An 18,990-nucleotide genomic window follows, 5' to 3' on the forward strand; every position below is an offset into this window, starting at 1 on the left:
CGGCGCGACGCCCGGACCCGCCCGGAGCGACGACGGGCCCGCGATCGCGGGCCCGTCGTCGTTCCGGGACCGCCGGACCCGCCGGCGGCTCAGCGCTGGGAGCGCGTCAGGATCCCCGACCGGACCTGGTCCGGCGTGACCGGCTGCAGGCGCGGGTAGACCTTCGAGACGCCGTTGATCGCGAACGGCTGCTGCGCGACACACGGCGGACCGCCCGCCCCCGCCAGGTCGAGGATCCCGGTGAGGATGCCCGAGCTGTTGCCCAGGTGGTCGCAGGCGAACGACGGGTTCTTGCCCGTGCCGGCCAGCTCGAGCTCGCCCGGCCGCGGGTACGGGCTGTAGCGGCTGTTCGGGTTGCGGGTCGTGGCGCCGGCGACGGTCTCGCCGTTGATCGGCGCCGCGAGGCGCAGGTACGATCGCTGCACGCCCTTGGCGTCCGGGGCCGTCGCCTGGATCGCCGCGCCGGCGTTGGCGAACGTCACCGGCAGCTCGCGCTTGTAGGCCTTGACGAACTGCGCGATCGGCAGGAGGTCCTCCGACGCGGGCTCGAGGCTGTCGGTCAGGGGCCGCAGGGAGTTGACGATCGACCGCAGCGGCGGCATGCCGGACTTCACCTTGCTGAGCACGGGGTTCAGCTCGACGAGCGTCTTCTCGAGCTCGGGCGACAGCACCGCGAGGCGCTGCAGCGCCGGGCGCACGAGCGGGGTGACGGGCTCGAGGTCCGCCAGCGCCGGCTTGGCCGCGCGGGCCGTGGCCTCCGTGGTGGTCATGAAGCGCCGGGCCTCGCGGGCGAACGACGGCAGCTGGTCCAGCGTCTGGCGCAGGGCCGGCGTGATCGACGCGGTCGTCTCGAGCAGCTGGCGTCCGGACTCGGCGATGCCCTGGATCGCACCCGAGCGGCGGCCGAGCGCAGCGAACGTCGTGCCGAAGTCCCGGGTCCCGGAGCGGACCTCCGCCGACTGCCGGTTGAGGATGCTGAAGAGCGAGTCGGCGCCCTCGGCCAGCGGGGCGACCTGCCCGATCGCCGCGTTGAGGTTCTTGCCCTGCCCGTCGGTGCCCTTCGCCAGCGACGTCAGGAGCGACTTGAGGTCCTTCCGCGTCCGGGCGTCGAACGCGTCGAGGATCTGGTCGAGCTCGACGGTCGGCTGGACGTTCCGCGCCGGGATCGTCCCGCCGTCGGCGATGTAGGTCTTCTTGATCGTCTGGTTCTTCCGCGACCCGAACGACAGGTCGACGAAGGTCTCGCCGACGAGGGTCTTGGTGCGCAGCGTCGCGCGGGTGTCCTGCGGGAGCGGCGCGAACTTCGCGTCGATCTTCATCGTGACCTTCGCCTTGCCGCCGTCGCGCACGATCTTCGTGACCTTGCCGACGGTGACGCCGCTGATCCGGACGTCCGCGTAGCCGGCGAGCTGGGTGCCCTGGGCGAAGGCCGTCTTCACCTGGTACGGCTGGGCCTTCAGCGGCACGGGGCCGCCGAAGCTCGTCCACAGGAACAGCAGCAGGCCGAAGCACGACAGCGCGAACGCGACCATGATCGCGATCTGCGCGGGATGGGGGCGGTTCTTGTTCACTTGCAGACCCCCAGACCGGTCAGCAGTTGTCCGACGGCCGGGATCGACCCGGTCGCCGCGGTCAGGGAGCCGCAGGAGAGCAGCAGCTGACCGCGCCAGGCGGCGCCGTTGGCGTCCTGGGTGGAGAACAGCGAGTTCGTGTTGTGCGCGAACCAGCCGAGGTAGTAGGAGTAGCCCTTCTGCTCGCCCGGCGGGTCGTAGCCGAGGACGTTGACGACGTGCTGGAGGACCTTCGAGCTCGTGTCGAGGTCCGCCAGCTGCGGCTCCAGCGCCTGGACGGTCTTGCGCAGCTCGCGGACGGGTCCCCGGCCCTGCACGGCGAGCTTTCGCACGGGCGCGAGGTCCCCGGGCAGCTCCTTCAGGAGCGGCTTCGCCTCCGGCAGCGCCTGCGTCACGTCCTTGATCGCGGGCCGGAGGGCCTTCGACGTCGGGATCAGCTCGTCGGCCAGGGCGCCGGTCTTCGTCACGGCCTGGTCGGCGAGGGTCAGCGTGGGCGGCAGCTGCTCCAGCGACTGGCGCAGCTCGCGGTCGCGGCCTCCGATCGTCGTCAGCGTCGCGGCGGCGCGGTCGAGCGTGTCCCCGACGGCCTGGTCGTGCTCGCCGATCGCCTTGGACAGGCTGCCCAGGCGCGAGACGACGTTCGACAGCGCGTGACGGCGCTCGGTCAGGACCTCGAGCACGCGGTGCGTCTGGCGCGCCGTCGGGGCCGCCGTGCGCAGGATCTGCTGGAAGCGCTTGGCGTTGCCCTTGAAGCCCGTCGAGCTGGCCTGCAGCAGCTGCTGGAAGTACCCGCGGGTGTCGCTGTCGAGCGACGCGACGGCCTCGTCGAGCTGGACCTGCGACGTCGACTGGGTCTGCGGGATCGTGCCGCCGTCCTTGATCGCCGGCCGGCGGTCGGACCCCGGGTCGAGCTCGATCGTCATGTCCTGCAGACCCGTGCGCGGGCGCAGCGTCACGTGGGCGTCCTCGCGGACGCTCGCGAGCTTCGGCCGGTCGATCTTCATCGTCACGCGTGCCTGGCCATCGACGAGGTCGGCCTTCGTGATCTGCCCGACGGTGACGCCGGCGACCGCGACGGCCTGCCCCTGGCCGGGGGTCACGGCCTGGGCCGAGGCGAACTTCGCCTTGACCTCGTACGTGTCCGCGAGGGGGCGGAACCGCTGCTGCGTGAGGATGTAGCCCGCGACGACCAGCGAGAGCACCATCGCGCCGATGATCACGCCGACCGCCCACCAGTACTGGCGGAGCGCCATCCGGATGGTCTTCATCGTCCGGCCCCCGTCGTCGCGGCGGCGTCGCCGGGCGTGTCGGGCCCGAGCAGCGTCTGCAGCCGGCGATCGATCGCCGTGAGGTCCTTGCCGCCCTCGTCGAGGCCCTGGATGGTCCGCAGACCCTTGTCGACGATCTCGGTCACCTGCTGCTTGTCGACGTTCGCCCTGGTCTGCGTCCCCACGAACGGCTTCATCTTCGTGTCGAGCGTCGGGACCGCCTGGGTCTCGCACGGGACGTCGGGGCGCAGCGGCGGGAGGCTGACCGGCGTGGGCGTGGAGCCCGCGATCGGGCGCTCCGCGGTCGCGCTCAGCGTGCCGCCGGCGTCGTTGGTGGAGATCGCCTGGTTGCCGAGGCCGATGAGGTACCGGACCCACGGGCCGTTGGCGTCGAACTCCTGGGTCGACGCGCCGAGGCCGGTGAACGTGCCGCCGAGCTCCTCGTAGACCTTGAGGTTCGTCGTCAGCGAGCCGTCGGGAACGACGCTGTTCAGGATCGGCAGCAGGTTCTGGTTCAGGCACTTCGCGACGGGCCGCAGGTCGTCGGCGACCGTGCCCAGAGGCTCCGCCGAGCGGCTGATCGTGCGCAGCGCGGGCCGCAGCTCGGCGGTCAGCCCCTGGACGTCCTTGGACTTCGCGAGCGACAGGAGCGACCGCAGCGCCGGGTTGGCGACGTCGAGGAAGCTCGGCAGGCGGCGGGCCAGCGGGCGGGCGTCGCGCACCAGGGCGCGACCCTCCGGGATCGCCGCGTTGATGCGCGTGAGCTGCGGCATCAGCCGGCGGGTCGTCGTGTCGAGCCCGGCGATCGTGCGCTGCAGCGCCGCGGAGTTCGCGGCGAACGCGTCGAATGTCTTGCGGCCGCCGGTGATCGTGCCGCGCAGTCCGGCCTCGTGGGCCTGGAGGTTGGCGAGCACGCCGCCGGCCTCGCGGACGAGCGCCTGCAGGTCGCCGTCCTTCGTGCCGCGGGCGGACTTCATCACCTTGGCGATGTCGTCCAGCGCGGCGGGGGTCGCCTTCAGGAAGGTGTTCAGCGCCTCGGCGCCGCCGCCCTGCAGGCCCTCGCCGAACGCCTTCAGCGTCTGCTGGAAGTTCTCGCGGGTCTGCGAGTCGAACGCGCTGAAGACCTCGTCGGCGGCGACGTGCAGCGTCACGGCGCCCGGCGGGATCGGGGTGTTGCCGAGCACCGGCGAGTCCGGGCTGCCGGGGCTGATGTCGAGGAAGAAGTTGCCCTCGAGGAACAGCCGCGGGCGGATCTTCACGGTCGCGTCGCGCCGGAAGACCGGGGCCTTGTCGTTCAGCGAGACCGTGATCACCGAGTAGCCGGGCTTGCCGTCGGCGGGCTTCAGGCCCGAGACGGTGCCGACGTCGACACCGGCCACGCGGACCTTCGTCGCCGCGCCGACGCGCAGCACGCCGGCGTCCTTCGTGAGGACCTCGAGCTTCTTCGGCCCGGTGCCGGGGATGCCCCCGCCGAACACGAGGAAGACGAGGATCGCGGCGACCAGGAGCGTCGCCGCGCCCCAGAGGACGTTGCGGCGGACGGTCTGCTCGGGCGTCAGGTGGCGCACCGAGCGACGGGAGCCGCGCTTGCGACGGATCGACGGGCTCATCGGGGGCCCTTCGGGGTGCCGGCGGGGGCGGACGTGCGCGGGTTGGCGCCCGAGTGCTGCCCGGGGACCGGGCCGATCGTCTTGCCGGAGCGGTACGGCTCGCTGCCGACCGCGCATCCGCCGGGATCGTTGTCCGGATACACCTGGTAGTGGAGGTTCGGGTCGGCGTCGGGGGAGCGCAGGGTCTGCGCGAGCGGCAGGACGAGCCCGATCCGCAGCCAGTTGCCGTTCTCGTCACCGGCGCTGCCGGCGCTCGAGGCGTTGCGGGCGAAGAGGCCGACGTAGTTGCACGTCGTCTGCTGCGGCGTCAGCAGCTGCAGCGCGGGCAGGAGGTTCTCCGCCGTCGGCGTCAGCAGCGTCAGCGAGTCCCCGAAGGACTTCCGCTGCAGCGTCCCGTCGACGGAGCGCAGCGTGGCCTGCAGCTGCGTGCCGAGCACCGGGGCGCGCTTGAGGACCGGGATCCCCCGGACGGCGACCTGGTGCAGCGCCGCGACGGTGCGCGGCAGCTGGCGGACGCCCGGCCGCAGCTCCTTGGCGAGCGCCGCGGCATCGCGCAGGACCGGAGCGGCGACCCGCGAGGCGCTCTGGGTCGCGTGCTCGACGCTCGGCGTCAGCTGGATCGTCTCGCCGAGCGCCTGACCCTCGGAGCCGATCGCCTTCAGCGTCGTCTCCGCGGCGACGAACAGGCCCGACAGGTTGTCCGACGCCGGTAGGAGCGCCTGGGTCGTGGCGTCGAGGCCGAGCACGAAGCGGCTGAGCTGCGTGGAGGGGTCCGACAGCGTGCGGAGGAACGTCGTCCCGCTGGAGAGCGTCGGCGGGATCGCGTCGAGCCCCTCGTTCAGCGAGGCGCCGCGCCCGGCGAAGCCGTTGGCCGCCTCCTTGATGACGCCGCGGTACGAGCGCCGGAGGTTCTGGTCGAACAGGCCGGTGACCTCGTCGAGGTCGACCGAGGCGCTCGTGTCCGCCTCCGGGATCGTGCCCCCGGCGGCGATCGTCTTCGTGCTCGTGCCCGGGTAGAGCTCGACGAACTTCGCGCCGATGATGCTCTTCGGGCGGATCCGCAGCTTCGTGTCGACGGGCAGCTCGGCGACGGTCTTGTCGAGCTTCAGCGACAGACGCGAGAAGTAGCGCTTGCCGTCCTTGGACTTCATCGCCTTGATCTCGGACACCTGGCCGACCCGCTTGCCGCCGATGCGGACGTCGACGCTGGTGGTCAGCTTCTTCGCGTCCTGCACCTCGGCGGAGATGTCGTACGTCGAGATGAAGGGCAGGCCCTTGTTCGCGTTGTACGAGAGGACCACGGCGACGAGCGCGATCAGCGCCGTGGCGGCGCCGATCAGGACCGGGCTGCCCGCGAGAGAGGAGCGGCGGCGGTTCATCGGTCCGTCTCCGGGACGCCGGGAACGAGCGCCGTGGACGGTGTGCCCGACGCCTTCTCGGCCGCGGCCTTGGACTTCTGGGCGCCCAGGAAGGACTTCAGCTGGGCGGTCCGGAGCTGGTTGGCGCCCGAGGCCTCCGACGTGAACTTCGCCTCGCAGCCGGGGACCGGCGTCTCGGCCGACAGGATGCAGGGCGTCAGGAGGACGTTGGCGGGCACGATGTGGGAGATCGAGTCCTTGCGGGCCGTGGCCATCGACACGTTGAAGATGAACTGGGCCAGGTTCTCCGGCACGCCGTTGTCGCTGAGGCTCTCGTTCAGCGTCGTCGCCAGCGGGGTGACGGGCGCGAGCGCGTTGACCGTGCCCTGCAGCTGCTGCAGCGGGGCCAGGGAGCGCCGGAGGATCGGGGTGCCGGTGCGCGAGGCGCTCGCCAGGCGGCGCAGCGCGGGCCGGGCGGCGTCCGACAGCGGGCCGAGGTCGCCGGCCAGGGTCGACAGCGCCGGGGAGCTCTGACGCAGCGCCACGAGCGTCGGGCGGGCGTCGTCGGAGAGGTCGCGGAGCGAGCGCAGCGCGGGCCGGACGGCCTCGAGCGTCGGCGGCAGGTCCTTGATCGCCCCGTCGAGTTGCACCCGGTAGTCCGCCGTCGGCTTGAGCGTCGCGGCGGCGCCGTCGAACGTGCCCGCGATGGCGCTCTTCTGCGCGTCGAGCTTCGTCAGGATCGTGTCGCTGGCGTCGACGATCCGGCCGAGGGCCTGCTTGTCGCGCTCGAGGATCGTCAGCGTCTTGCGGGTGTAGGCGAGGAACGGGTTGGACCGCCGGATCGCCGCGTCGAGGTCCTTGCCGCGCGTCGCGAAGCCCGCGCCGAACTCGTTGAGGAGCAGCTGCGTGCGGACGTTCGTGGGCTGGCCGAGCATGGCGACCACGAGGTCGAGGTCGACCGGGCTCTGGGTGTTCTTCAGCGGGACCGTCGTCGTGCCGCCGCCGGGCCCGGCCGTCAGCGCGGGCGACGACGGCGAGCCGGGGTCGCACTCGACGAACTTCTCGCCGATCAGCGACTGCGGCAGGATCGTGCAGGAGGCGTCCTGGCGGAACGGCAGGAACTCCCGGTCGACGTCCATCGAGATCCGCGCCTTGCGGTCCTTCGTCAGCGCGACCTTCGTGACCTTGCCGACCGTGGCGCCGGCGACGCGGACGTCCTGGCCGGCGCCGACGAACGACGCGTTGTCGAAGATCGCGTCGAGCTTCGTGCTGCCCGTCGCGCCCTCGCGCCCGGCGTCGCCGCCCCCGCCGCACCCGGCGAGCACGGGGACGAGGACGACCGCGGTGGCCCCCATCAGCAGGTGCCTGCGGACCGGCATCATCGCTTCGACCTCGTCACGGCGTTCTTGCCCCCGAGGGGGACCTGGGTCACGTCGCACTTGCCCGCGTGGCCGGCCGGGTTCGGGTTGGACCCGTCCGGGTTCGTCTGGGACCCACCGCCCGGGCAGCGCTCCGTCTGATGGGTCTGGGGCGTCGCGAGCCCGGTGCCCAGGAGCGGCGAGAGCACGTTCGTGAGGCCGCCGAGCAGCGGCTGGACCAGGTCGCCCAGCGCGGCACCGTTGACGACCGGGGCGATGCGGGCGTAGTGGCCGTTGGCGTCGTAGTAGCCGCCGGCCTTGCCGCCGAACCCGGTCAGCAGGCCGGACGCGAGGTCCGGGCTGTAGTTGCGGATCTCGGTGAGGATCGGCTTCGACGTCGTCAGGGCCTGGCTCAGCTCGGTGCTCAAGGGCACGATCTGCCCGGCGAGCTTCGGGGTCCGCGTGAGCGTGTCCGACAGCGACGGCAGCGTGGCGCGCACGTTCTTCAGCAGCGGGATGCCCTCGGCGGTCAGCGGGCTGGCGAGCCGCAGCGTGGTGGCGAGGCGGGGGGCGACCGGGCGGACCTCGCGCAGCAGCGGGCGGGCCTCGCGCAGCAGGACGCGGGTGTTGGCCAGCGTCGTGTTCGTGCGGCGCAGGAACGACGGGGCGCGGGTGATGAGGGACCGCAGGGCCTCGCGCTCGTCCGCGGTCGCCTTCAGCGTGACCGCGGTGGACTGCAGCCCGGCCTCGAGGTCGCCGGAGTTCTCGGCGAGCGTCGAGGAGACCGCGGCCGAGCCCGTGACGATGCGGCGCAGCGCCGGCTCGTCGGACGTCAGCTCGTCGATCGTCCGGCGCGTCTGGGTCAGGGCCGGCGAGAGGCGCTCGAGCAGCTGGTTCGTCTGCTTCTCGGCGCCGGTGAAGGCCGTCGCGCCGCCGCGGACGAGCGTCTGAAGGTACTGCCGGCCCTTCGCGTCGATCGCGTTGAGGACCTGGTCGATGTCCGTGGCCGAGCGGGTGTCCTCCGCCTCGATCGCGCCGCCGTCCTTGATCTCGGGCGCGTTGTCCGGGCCCGGCTCGAGGACCATGATGCGGTTGGCGATCGACGAGAGGGACGAGTTGCGCAGGATCACGCGGGTGCCCTGGTGCAGCGGCTTGTACTCGTCCTTCGTGATCTTCAGCTTCAGGATCGCCTCGCCGTCGTCGGCGAGCTCGACGTCCGCGACCGTGCCGACCGTGGCCCCGGCGACGCGGACCTGGTTGCCCTTCACGACCTGGCCGGCGTCCTGGAACTTCGCGTCGACGGTGTAGCTCGTCCCGCCGCCGAGCACCTTCACGACGACCACGACGGCGACGATCAGCGCGAGCGCGATGACGATGGTGCGGACGGGTGGCTTGGTCACGTGTCGTTCCGGGGATCCATGGGAGTGATGTTGCGCACGGATCGCTCCTCGGCGCGTCGAATATACGGATCCGTCGTGAGGACGCGCAACCGGGAACCGACCGGCGAGAGCCGTTTTGCGACCGCGAGTAGGCATTCGCGGCCCGTTCCGGACCGCCAGGTCCCGGAACGGCGGGGGCGGACCCGCCTCCCGAAGGGCTACGCTCCGCCCCATGCCCGTGCTGTCCGACACGACGATTCGCCAGCTGGTGACGGACGATCGCCTCCGCATCACCCCCTGGGACGACGACTCGGTCCAGCCCGCGTCGATCGACCTGAAGCTCGGCCGGTCGTTCCGGGTCTTCCATAACCATCGCGTAACGTCGATCGACCTCGCGGACCCGCCGGAGAACCTCACGGAGCAGGTCGTGTGCGAGGGCGACGAGCCGTTCGTCATCCATCCGGGCGAGTTCTGCCTCGGCCGCACGGAGGAGTGGGTCGAGCTCCCGGACGACATCGTCGCCCGGATCGAGGGCAAGAGCTCGCTCGGCCGGCTCGGCCTGATCGTGCACGCCACGGCCGGCTTCTGCGACCCGGGCTGGAAGGGCACGCTGACCCTCGAGCTGGCCAACCTGACCCGCGTGCCGATCCTGCTGCGCCCCGGCCTGCCGATCGCGCAGCTGTCGTTCATGACGCTCGACCAGCCGGCCGCGCGCCCGTATGGCCACCCGGACCTCGGCAGCCACTACCACGGCCAGGTCGAGGCCACGGCGTCGCGCTACGAAGGTGGCCCCGCCCGCCCCGAGCCGGCCCGACCCGGCGGCCCGGCCGAGCGCTGAGCGCGGCCTGCGAGCGACCGCCGGTGGGTGGTCGCGGGAGAGTGGTGGGCCGGGGCCGTCGCCGGAGGGTGGTCGCCCTTTCGTCGCTGGCGGCGAGGGAACCGCGACCACCCCGCGCGGTGACGCCCCGTCGGCGCCCGGCGTGGGCCCCGCGGCCTACTGCAGGTCGCGCTTGAGGACCTTGCCGGTGGGGTTGCGCGGGAGCTCGTCGAGGAAGACGACCTCTCGCGGCACCTTGTAGCGGGCGAGGTTGTCCCTCGCGTACGCCTTGACCTCGTCCTCGGAGAGCTCCTGACCCTCCTTCAGCACGACGAAGGCCTTCAGGCGCTGGCCGAACTCCTCGTCGTCGACGCCCAGGACCGCCGCCTCCGAGATCTTCTCGTGCCCCGCCAGCAGCTCCTCGAGCTCGCCGGGGAAGACGTTCTCGCCTCCCGAGACGATCATGTCGTCGTCGCGGCCGTCGATCGTCAGCAGGTCGTGGTCGTCGAAGTGCCCGACGTCGCCGGAGGACATCAGGCCGTCGATCAGGTCCTTCGTGCCGCCGCCGGTGTAGCCCTCGAACGGCATCGCGGTGCCGACGAAGATCCGGCCGGTGGTGCCCTTCGGGACGTCCTTGCCGTCCTGGTCGAGGATCCGGACGCGGGAGCCGGTCACGACGCTGCCGACGGAGTCCGGCGCGGTCCGCAGCTCCTGGGGGCTGGCGATCGTCGCGATCGCGACCTCGGTGGAGCCGTAGAGGTTGTAGACCACGTCCCCGATCGTGTCCATCGCCCGCGTGGCGAGCGTGCCGCCGAGCTGCGAGCCGCCGGCGAAGACGATCCGCAGCGACGAGAGGTCGGGCTTCTTCTCGCGTTGGTCGTAGGCGTCCAGGACGCGGCGCAGCATCACCGGGACGACGACCAGGGCGGACGCGCCGTGCCGCTCGACGTCGTCGAGGGTCTGCTCCGGGTCGAACTTGTGGTGCAGGATCAGCGTGCTGCCCAGGCCGATCGCGATCAGCGACTGCAGCAGCCCGATCGCGTGGAACATCGGGGTCGGCAGGACGGTCGTCTCGCCGCCCTTGAACGGCAGGCGCGAGAGCGGGCCGCCGAACGGGGCCAGCGACTTTGGCTGCTGGCGCGCGGCGCCCTTCGGCGTGCCGGTCGTCCCGCTGGTCAGGATGATCAGCGACGCGTGGCGAGCCGGGGCCGGCGGCGGCGCCTGGCCGCCCGTGACGGCCAGGTGCTGGAGCGTGTCGTCGGCGTCGTCGCCCTCGGTGGTCGTCCAGGCGCGGTAGCGGCCCGACGGCGCCGCGACGTTCGTCACGACGTCGGCGAACTCCTCGTCGTAGACGAGCACCTGGACGCCCTCGCGGTCCGAGACGGCCGCCAGCTGCGGGCCCGAGAACGACGTGTTCATGAAGATCGCCTTCGCGCCGAGCTTCACGCAGGCGAACAGCGCCTCGAGAAAGCCCGCGTGGTTGCGGACCATGATCCCGACGCCGTCGCCGGCCCGGACGCCGGCGGCGCTCCAGGCGTTGGCGATCGCGTTCGTGCGCGCCTCGAACGTGCCGTACGTCGTGCTGCCGCGGTCGTCGACGATCGCGACCGCGTCGGGGGTGCGGGAGACGGAGAGCGCCAGCACGGCGCCGAGCGGTCCGCGCTGGCGGTACGCCTTCAGGCCGTCCTTGAGGGTCGCCGGGCTCTTCAGCCGCAGGAGCCCCGCCCGCACGCAGGCGGCGACGAAGGTCCCCTCCTCGGCCGCCCTCCGCCCGATCTCGGTGGGGACGGCGAGGGCGGACCCGGCGGCGCGCGGCGACATGGGCCGGAGCGTACCCGGCGGGAGCCGTCGACGGGCGGCCGTGGGCGGGAACTTGACGCAGGCGTCACGACTCCCCGGGACCGCGGACGGCCCCGCGCGGCCGGGGCCGGCGACCTCGCGGCGGTGGGGCCGGCGCCGGCCGGAAGGTCAGTCCCGCGGGCGCCCGAGGCCGGGTCGGACGTGGTCCTCGGAGACCACGCTCTCGGCCGGCACCGTGCCGCCGCGCAGGGCGCGCAGGCGTCCCCCGGCGCGCCGGCGGAGCGGATCCGCCAGGGCCGCGGCGCGACCGCGGACCCGGGCCTCGAGGCCCCGCAGAGCGCGCTCCGGCGCCGACGCCGGGAAGCGCGCCGCGACCGCCTCGCGCAGCTCCGCGTGGAGCGTCTCGCCGATCAGCAGCCGCTCGCCCGCCTGCACCTCACCCTCCCAGAACAGGCCCTGCAGCTGCTCGTCGAGCGCGAGCTCGACCGCCATCGACGGCGTCACGCGGATCGTCGGGTCGGCGTGGACGCCGTGCTGCTTGTGGACGAACTCGATCGTGGCCGGGGCGCCCGCCGCAGCACCGGGCTCGATCACCGTCGCGCCCAGGGCGTCGCCCGGGCGTCCCGCCGCGGCGGTCGCACGGCAGAACCAGTGGTGGTGGCGGTTGCCGACGTAGTCCCCCTCCCCCGGCAGCCGCCAGGTCAGCTCGTTGAGGATCGACGGGACCTCGAGGTAGCCGGCCTTCGCGACGCGGCTCATCTCCTGGCAGACCCAGATCGGGTCCCGCACGTCCTCGAGCGTCGTGACGCAGAGGACGAAGTCGAACTCGTCGTCCGCGAAGGGCCACGGCTCGCGGGCGCAGAAGTCGGTCTGCGTCCAGGTGTCGGCGCCGAAGCGCTCCTGCGGGCCGCCGTAGGAGAAGCCCATCGCGCCGCGGCTCTCGAAGGGCATCGCGTCGATCACGTGCGTCGCGCGGTTGAACGGCGCCGCCCAGCCCCCGACGTCGAGGATCCGCGCGTCGTCCGGCAGCGCCAGGGTCCGGTCGGTCGCCTCGGGGAGCACCGGCGGACCGTATCGGGCCGCGCCCGGGCGGCGGTCGCCCGGCGGGACCCGGCGGCGCAGCGGCGCGTCTGCGGCCCGCGCGTCCCGGGTAGGGGTGGCCCCGGTCCGGCCCTCCGGCGGTCGCCCGCGTGAACTCCAGGCGGGCCGCTTGTATACCGGGGCGGGACCTTTCGGCGCCCGGTGCATAGACTGCGCAATGCAAGCGGACAGAGAACACGGAGAGTCCCTATGAGCGAGACCCAGGAGACCGGCGCCGACGCGGCGGTCGGCACGGCCCAGGAGACGCTGAGCGTCGTCGACAACCGGACCGGCAAGTCCTACGAGGTGCCGATCACGGACGGGACGGTCCGCGCGATGGACTTCCGCGCGATCAAGACCGACGAGGACGACTTCGGCCTCATGACCTACGACCCGGCGTTCACGAACACCGCGGCGTGTCGGTCGGCGATCACCTACATCGACGGCGACAAGGGGATCCTCGAGTACCGCGGCTACCCGATCGAGCAGCTCGCGGAGCAGGCGACGTTCCTCGAGGTCGCATACCTCCTGATCTACGGCGAGCTCCCGAACACGGAGCAGCTCGCCGAGTGGACGCACGCGATCACGATCCACACGTTCGTGCACGAGAACGTCAAGTCGCTCGTGGAGGGCTTCCGCTACGACGCCCACCCCATGGGCATGCTCCTCTCCTCGGTCGGCGCCCTGTCGACGTTCTACCCCGAGGCGAAGAACATCCACGACGAGCAGACGCAGTACGAGCAGATCGTGCGCCTGATCGCCAAGGTCCCGACGCTCGCCGCCTTCGCGTACCGCCACGCGAAGGGCATGCCGTACGTCTACCCGGACAACGACCTGAACTACGCCGAGAACTTCCTCGGCATGCTGTTCAAGGTCGCCGAGCTCAAGTACCAGGCCGATCCCCGGATCGCCAAGGCGCTCGACGTCCTCCTGATCCTGCACGCCGACCACGAGCAGAACTGCTCCACGTCGTCCGTCCGCGCGGTGGGCTCCTCGCAGGTCGACCCGTACTCCGCCGTCTCCGCCGGCATCGCCGCGCTCTACGGCCCGCTCCACGGCGGCGCCAACCAAAGCGTGCTGGAGATGCTCGCCCGCATCGCGAGCGTCGACAACGTCCCGGGCTTCATCGACCGGGTCAAGAACGGTGAAGAGAAGCTCATGGGCTTCGGTCACCGCGTCTACAAGAACTTCGACCCCCGCGCGAAGATCCTGAAGAAGGCCGTCGAGGACGTCTTCGAGGCCACCGGGACCGAGAACCCGCTGCTCGAGGTCGCCAAGGAGCTCGAGCGGATCGCGCTGGAGGACGACTACTTCGTCAGCCGCAAGCTCTACCCGAACGTCGACTTCTACTCGGGCCTGATCTACGAGGCCCTCGGCCTCCCGGTCGAGATGTTCACCGTCATGTTCGCCATCGGCCGCACCCCGGGCTGGGTCGCCCAGTGGCTGGAGATGGTGGGCGACAAGGAGCAGAAGATCGCCCGCCCGCGGCAGATCTACACCGGCGATCGCACGCGCGACTACGTGAAGATCGAGGACCGCTAGGGGGAACGGGCCCGGCCCCGAGCGTCTGCCGTCCGACCGCGTCGGACGACCGCGGGGCTCGGGGCACCCGTAGGCGCGTCCGGGGCAGCAGCCCCCGGCGCTCCAGCAGGACCGCGGGACCGCCACGGCGGTCCCGCGGTCGGTCCGGGGTCGGCCGGACGCGGCGCACAGACGCCAGGTTGTTCGTTTCTGGGAGGTATCGGCCGTCTGTGACCCATCGCGGGGCGTCGTGTGACGGGGGCCAACGACCGGAGGGATCGGCGCGAGGAACATGGAACGTATGTTCGTTCCCCTCCACGACGGTTCACGGGTGCTGGTCCGGCCGATCGCGGCCGAGGACGCCCCGCTGCTGCGCCGGTTCCACCAGCGGCTCTCGCCCGAGACGGTCCGCGACCGCTTCCTCAGCGCCAAGCCGCGCTTGAGCTCCAGCGACGTGCGGTACCTGACCGACGTCGACCAGCACGGCCACGTCGCGCTCGTCGCCGTGGATCCCGAGCGGCCCGAGCGGCTGCTGGCCGTCGCCCGCTGGGTCCGCGACCCCGCGCACCCCGAGGCCGCCGAGGCCGCATTCGTGGTCGCCGACCACCTGCAGGGCCTGGGCCTGGGCAGCGCCCTGGCGATCGCCCTCGCCGACCGCGCCGTCGAGGAGGGCGTGACCTCCCTGAGCGGCTCGATGCTCGCCGGCAACGTGGCGTCCGAGGGCCTCTTCCGCCGGATGGGCGGCGAGGTCGAGGTGCTCCGCGACGGCGTCACCAATGAGGTCCTCACCTCCTTGCCCGCCCACACCGGGCGGCTGGCGCTCCTGGCGCACAACCGCCGGATGCGGCCGGGCCGCCGGACGCCCGTCGCGCCGGTGGTGCCCGTGCGGCTCGTCGCCTGACGCGGTCACCGGGCGGGGCCCTCGCCCGGCGGCGCCGCGGCGTCCGACCGGAGCCGGTCCGGCCGAACGGGCCGAACGGGCCGACCGGAGCCGAACGGGCCGAACGGAGCCGAACGGGCCGACCGGAGCCCGGGGCTGCGGCGACCGCGGCGCTCAGCCGATCGTGATCGGTCCGGCGATCGTCGCCGGCAGGCCGACCTGCGTGTTGGTCACCGTCTCGAGGCGGTGCGCGCTCCGCGTCCCCGCGCTCGTGCCACAGGCGGGGTTGTCGATGATGGTGGAGACGAACGGCGCGCCCGTCGAGACGCCGTCGACGACGTCGGCGGGACGGGCGTACGAGCCCAGGGAGCCGGAGTACACCAGCAGCTTGCCGCTGATGATCGCCTGCCCCGAGGCGTTGAGGTACGCGGTGCCCGGGGACGCGCACGTGCCCCCGTAGTAGATCTGCGCGGGCGTCGGCTTGCCCGTCCACGCGATCGTGACCTGGTAGCCGGCCGACGTCAGGACCGTGACGTTCGTCGAGCTCGAGGAGATCACGCGACCCAGCGAGGCGCCGTTCTGGTCCGTCGCGGAGACGCCGCCCGTCCCCGCGGCGCCGTCCTTGCCGGCGGCCCCGTCGTTGCCGGCCGCGCCGGTGTCGCCCTTCGCGCCGTCCTTGCCCGGCGCGCCCGTGTCGCCCTTCGCGCCGTCCTTGCCCGGCGCGCCCGTGTCGCCCTTCGCGCCGTCCTTGCCCGCCGCGCCCGTGTCGCCCTTCAGGCCGTCCTTGCCCGCCGCGCCCGTGTCGCCCTTCGCGCCGTCCTTGCCCGGCGCGCCCGTGTCGCCCTTCGCGCCGTCCTCGCCGGCGGTGCCGGTGTCGCCCTTGCCGCCCGCCGCGCCGGTCTCGCCCTGGAGGCCCGTCTCGCCCTGCAGGCCGGTGGCCCCGGGGTCGCCCTTAGCGCCGTCCTTGCCGACGGCGCCCGGGAGGCCGGTCGCGCCGGTTTCGCCCTTCGCACCGTCCTTGCCGGTCGCGCCGATCTCGCCCTGCAGCCCGGTCTCGCCCGTCGCGCCGTCCTGACCTGCGATGCCGGCCAGGCCGCGCTCGCCGGTGGCGCCGATCGCGCCGAGCAGGCCGGCGGGACCGATCGCACCCTTGGCGCCCGCGGCGCCGTTCTTGCCGTCGGCCCCGGCCCGGCCCGCGCGACCCGCCGCGCCCGCCAGCCCGCGCGGGCCGCGCGCGTCGAAGGAGATCTTGCGCTCCCCGGGATCACACCGGCCCTCCTTGCTCGTGAGGTTCAACGTGCCGTACTTGGCGGTCACGCACGCGTAGTACGTGCGGGACGACGAGCCGCCGGCGGCCAGCGCCACCGTGCCGCCGCCCCCGAGGGCGAAGAAGAGCGCGACGAGGGCGATCCAGTGGCGGCGCGCGGTGCGGGCCATCCGCCCGGCGAGGCCGTCGAGGCGTGGGAAACGTGAACTGTGCATCTTCACAACGTCGGCCGGGACCGCCGAGCCCTGCGCTGATGATGGAGAGATCGTCCATATGTGGAGACGTGGCGCGCTCGCGGTACGTGCAGGACGTACGGCGTTCGGGCCGGCCGACACTGACGGGCGTGTCGGGAGTCGCGACGGCGACCGCGGCCTCCGGTCCCGGTCGGTGAGGGGCCGAGCCGCCGGCCGCCGATCCCGGTCGATGAGGGGCAGAGCCGCCGGCCGCTGGGGAGACGTCACCCGGGAGGCGGAGACGGGGGGGTGTGCGGGCATCCGGGGGACGGACGGGGGACGGGCACCGCCGGGGCGGAGCCGACCCCGGGGAGCGTCACGCCGGCAGCAGCAGGCGCAGATCCGTGCCGTTCTCGCGCAGCCACGCGGACGGCTCGCGCCAGTCCGGCACGTGCTCCTGCAGCAGCGCCCAGAACGTCGGCCGGTGGTGCGCGTGGACGAGGTGGCAGGCCTCGTGCCAGACCACGTAGTCCAGGCACGCCTCCGGGGCCATCAGCAGGCGCCACGAGAGGCTGATGGTGCCCGTCGACGAGCAGCTGCCCCAGCGCGAGCGCGTGTCGGTGATGCGCAGGCGCTCGTAGCGCGCGCCGAGGGCGGCGGCCGCGGCGTCCAGCCGGGCGGCGCCCTCGTCCCGGGCGCGGGCCCGGTACCAGGCCACCAGCGCCGGGCCGCGGAGCTGCTCGTCCCCGGGGACCAGCAGGCGGTCGCCGGTGCGGTGGACACGGCTCCGCCCGTCCTGCGGCTCCAGGGTCAGCGGCAGGCCCAGGAAGGGCAGGCCGTCGGCCGCCTCGGCCGCCGCGCGGCGGCGGCGGCCCTCCAGCGCGATCAGGCGAGGGGCGATCCAGCCGTCGAGCTCGCGGATCGCCGCCTCTGCGTCCCGGATCGTCCCGCGGGCGGGGATCGTGACGACGAGCCCCCGGTCCGGGTCCACGCGCACGGTGATCCGCCGCGCCCGGCGGGAACGGCGCAGCTCGTACTCCGGCGCGGCGGGCGCAGCCGGACGTACCGGCGCCGGCGGCGCGGCGGGCGGCGGGGGCCCCATGGACGGCGCGGCGGGCGCGGGCGGCACGGCAGGGGCGGCCGGCGCCGGCGGCGCACCGGGCACGGCGAGCTCGAAGCCCGGGAGCGGCAGCGGCTCGGCGCCCCCGGGCGGCGGGGTGCGGCGGCTCAGTTCGCGGCCTTCGGGGCGTCCGGGTCCGGGACGGGGGCGTCGCCCGGGGCCGCGGCGGCGGGCGTCGTGGGCTTCGAGCCGGTGCTCGTCTCCGTCGCCGGCTTGTCGGAGACCTTGTCGACGGCGCCCTTGAGCTTCTCGGCCTTCGCCGTGAGCTTGTCGCCGTACTTCCCCTTGGTCGCCTTGTCGGCGGCCTTCACGCTCTTGTCGATCGCCTGATCGATCTTGTCGTTGTGCTGGCCGGCCAGGTTCTTCGCCTTGCCGGCGAGCTTGCTCAGGTTGCGGAAGTTGACCATGTGGGGGGCTCCGGGGTCGGGGGTGGAGCCGGCACGGCGCGAGCCGCGTCCGGGCTCCGGACCGCACGAACGGTAGCGCGCCATCCTCACGGCTCCCTGAGGGATCCGGTGAAGCGGGCGTGCGGTTCGGCACGCAGGCGGCCGCCTGGATTCTCGAGCATCTTCCCCGACGAGCGCCCCCCGCGGTCGTCAGTGGACACCTCGCGGCGGGAGATCGACCGCTCCTCGGGCTGGCCCCGGAACCCGGACGACGGGCGCGGTCGATCGTGGACACCCCCTTGGCCGAAGATCGACCGACCCCCATGCCAACCGGGCGCCGAGACCGAAGGCGCGGTCGATCGTGGACACCCCCTTGGCCGAAGATCGACCGACCGCCTGCCTCGCGAGGGCGCGGTTGCAGGGTCGGGTCCGGCACGAGCACCACGGCGCGACCTGTCGGTGGTCAACGTGGGGCACTCCCTCGGCGGCGGGTGCATCGGGGCTGCCACCGGTCCGGCGGGCCTGGCCAGCCCCTCCCTGCGGCGATGGCGTGCAGTGCCGAGCGCAGGTCGTCCGGCTCGTGATCGAGGCGGTCCTTCGTCACGCGGACCGTGACCCAGCCGAGCGAGAGGACGGCGGCGTCGCGCCGAGCGTCCGCCGTCCTTCCCTGGCTCGATCCGTGGGCACCCGCGCCGTCGGCCTCGACCGCGATCCCCAGGTCGGGCCGGGCGAAGTCCAAGCGGTAGTCGCGGCCCCGGGCGACCAGGGGATGTTGGGACTCCCAGGGGCCGAGTGCGGTCTCGTGCTCCAGGAAGACCGCGAGGTCTCCCGCGAGCGGGCTGTCCCCCGCCAACCGCACCGCGAGGTCGCCGTCGCACGCCGTCAAGGCGCGTACTCCCGGGTGCCACGGGACCCGGGCACACGCCGCGGCGAGGTCCGCCGCCGAGAGCAGGCCGAGGACCTGGGCCTCGCGGACCGCCCGGCGCAGCCTGCCCGGGGGTGCCCCGGGCGCGACGTCGATCAGGCCGCGCGCCACGGACGTCGAGGGCACCCCGCCGACCACGACGACATCGGCGGGGTCCAGGGCCTGGCAGCGGTGTCCGCGAATGCCCACCGCGCGAGGGCGGGCGTCGCGACCGACGACCGTGACGTCGACGCGGTCGGCCCGACCCGCGACGACCCGCTGGAGCCGCAGCGACGACCAGTGGCTGACGACGACCAACTGGTCGAATCGCGTGGCCCGGCGGGCGGCGCCCGCGATCCCGTGCGCCGGTGGAGCGCCCGCGAGGTGCCGGTCGGCCCCCGCGCTGAGCCTGAATCCACCGGTGTGCCGGTAATCGGCGGCCCCGATCATGAGATCGCGGCGTTTGAGTGATCGAGGGCCGCGAAGCGGCCCTCGATC

Annotated in this window: 15 protein-coding genes; 3 read left to right on the forward strand and 12 right to left on the reverse strand. The window is 73.2% G+C overall.

Translation table 11 applies throughout. The features are described from left to right. Positions 1-89: 89 nt before the first annotated feature. Genes AB0L40_RS18700 through AB0L40_RS18725 form a run of 6 tightly spaced genes read right to left on the reverse strand, consistent with a single transcriptional unit; the run spans position 90 to position 8,565 of the window. A complete protein-coding gene (locus AB0L40_RS18700) occupies positions 90-1,571 on the reverse strand; it encodes an MlaD family protein (protein WP_364357895.1) in 1,482 nt (493 codons plus the stop codon). Then, complete coding sequence (locus tag AB0L40_RS18705) at positions 1,568-2,839, reverse strand: MlaD family protein (protein WP_364357898.1); 1,272 nt, start codon at positions 2,837-2,839, stop codon at positions 1,568-1,570. Before AB0L40_RS18705 ends, AB0L40_RS18700 begins: the two co-directional genes overlap by 4 nt. Beyond that, complete coding sequence (locus tag AB0L40_RS18710) at positions 2,836-4,449, reverse strand: MlaD family protein (RefSeq protein WP_364357901.1); 1,614 nt, start codon at positions 4,447-4,449, stop codon at positions 2,836-2,838. The genes AB0L40_RS18705 and AB0L40_RS18710 overlap by 4 nt, the downstream gene beginning before the upstream one ends. Continuing rightward, complete coding sequence (locus AB0L40_RS18715; RefSeq protein WP_364357904.1) at positions 4,446-5,828, reverse strand: MlaD family protein; 1,383 nt, start codon at positions 5,826-5,828, stop codon at positions 4,446-4,448. Before AB0L40_RS18715 ends, AB0L40_RS18710 begins: the two co-directional genes overlap by 4 nt. Continuing rightward, positions 5,825-7,189 carry an MlaD family protein gene (locus tag AB0L40_RS18720; protein WP_364357907.1) on the reverse strand — a complete coding sequence of 455 codons (1,365 nt, stop codon included), beginning with the start codon at positions 7,187-7,189 and terminating at the stop codon, positions 5,825-5,827. The genes AB0L40_RS18715 and AB0L40_RS18720 overlap by 4 nt, the downstream gene beginning before the upstream one ends. Further along, positions 7,186-8,565 (reverse strand): MlaD family protein, encoded by a 1,380-nt coding sequence (locus AB0L40_RS18725; RefSeq protein WP_364357910.1) that lies wholly within the window; start codon positions 8,563-8,565, stop codon positions 7,186-7,188. The genes AB0L40_RS18720 and AB0L40_RS18725 overlap by 4 nt, the downstream gene beginning before the upstream one ends. 211 nt (positions 8,566-8,776) lie before the next feature. On the opposite strand from AB0L40_RS18725, the gene dcd reads away from it, so the two are divergent. Beyond that, on the forward strand, positions 8,777-9,382 hold the full coding sequence (dcd, locus tag AB0L40_RS18730; protein ID WP_364357912.1) for a dCTP deaminase: 606 nt from the start codon (positions 8,777-8,779) through the stop codon (positions 9,380-9,382). A 156-nt stretch (positions 9,383-9,538) separates the two neighbouring features. On the opposite strand, the gene AB0L40_RS18735 is transcribed toward dcd, so the two are convergent. Further along, complete coding sequence (locus tag AB0L40_RS18735; protein ID WP_364357915.1) at positions 9,539-11,182, reverse strand: AMP-binding protein; 1,644 nt, start codon at positions 11,180-11,182, stop codon at positions 9,539-9,541. 147 nt (positions 11,183-11,329) lie between these two features. Further along, a complete protein-coding gene (locus AB0L40_RS18740; RefSeq protein ID WP_364357918.1) occupies positions 11,330-12,223 on the reverse strand; it encodes a methyltransferase domain-containing protein in 894 nt (297 codons plus the stop codon). Positions 12,224-12,451: 228 nt separating this feature from the next. Here AB0L40_RS18740 and AB0L40_RS18745 point away from each other — a divergent pair, with 228 nt between their 5' ends. Both AB0L40_RS18745 and AB0L40_RS18750 read left to right on the forward strand, forming a co-directional pair. Then, positions 12,452-13,783, forward strand: a complete 1,332-nt coding sequence (locus tag AB0L40_RS18745) for a citrate synthase (protein WP_364357921.1) — start codon at positions 12,452-12,454, stop codon at positions 13,781-13,783. Positions 13,784-14,063: 280 nt separating this feature from the next. Continuing rightward, on the forward strand, positions 14,064-14,663 hold the full coding sequence (locus AB0L40_RS18750; RefSeq protein ID WP_364357923.1) for a GNAT family N-acetyltransferase: 600 nt from the start codon (positions 14,064-14,066) through the stop codon (positions 14,661-14,663). Between the two features lie 153 nt (positions 14,664-14,816). Here the strand turns inward: AB0L40_RS18750 and AB0L40_RS18755 are convergent, their stop codons facing one another. From AB0L40_RS18755 to AB0L40_RS18770, 4 genes are all read right to left on the reverse strand, one after another. Further along, on the reverse strand, positions 14,817-16,124 hold the full coding sequence (locus AB0L40_RS18755) for a hypothetical protein (protein ID WP_364357926.1): 1,308 nt from the start codon (positions 16,122-16,124) through the stop codon (positions 14,817-14,819). 334 nt (positions 16,125-16,458) lie between these two features. Further along, entirely contained in the window at positions 16,459-17,184 is a 726-nt protein-coding gene (locus AB0L40_RS18760; protein ID WP_364357928.1) for a SprT family zinc-dependent metalloprotease, read from the reverse strand. Positions 17,185-17,309: 125 nt separating this feature from the next. Further along, entirely contained in the window at positions 17,310-17,609 is a 300-nt protein-coding gene (locus AB0L40_RS18765) for an antitoxin (RefSeq protein WP_364357931.1), read from the reverse strand. A gap of 442 nt (positions 17,610-18,051) precedes the next feature. Continuing rightward, the coding region (locus AB0L40_RS18770; RefSeq protein ID WP_364357934.1) for a DUF559 domain-containing protein at positions 18,052-18,990 on the reverse strand (939 nt) is incomplete at its 5' end.

Source organism: Patulibacter sp. NPDC049589 (assembly GCF_040675535.1).
Classification (GTDB): Bacteria; Actinomycetota; Thermoleophilia; order Solirubrobacterales; family Solirubrobacteraceae; genus Patulibacter.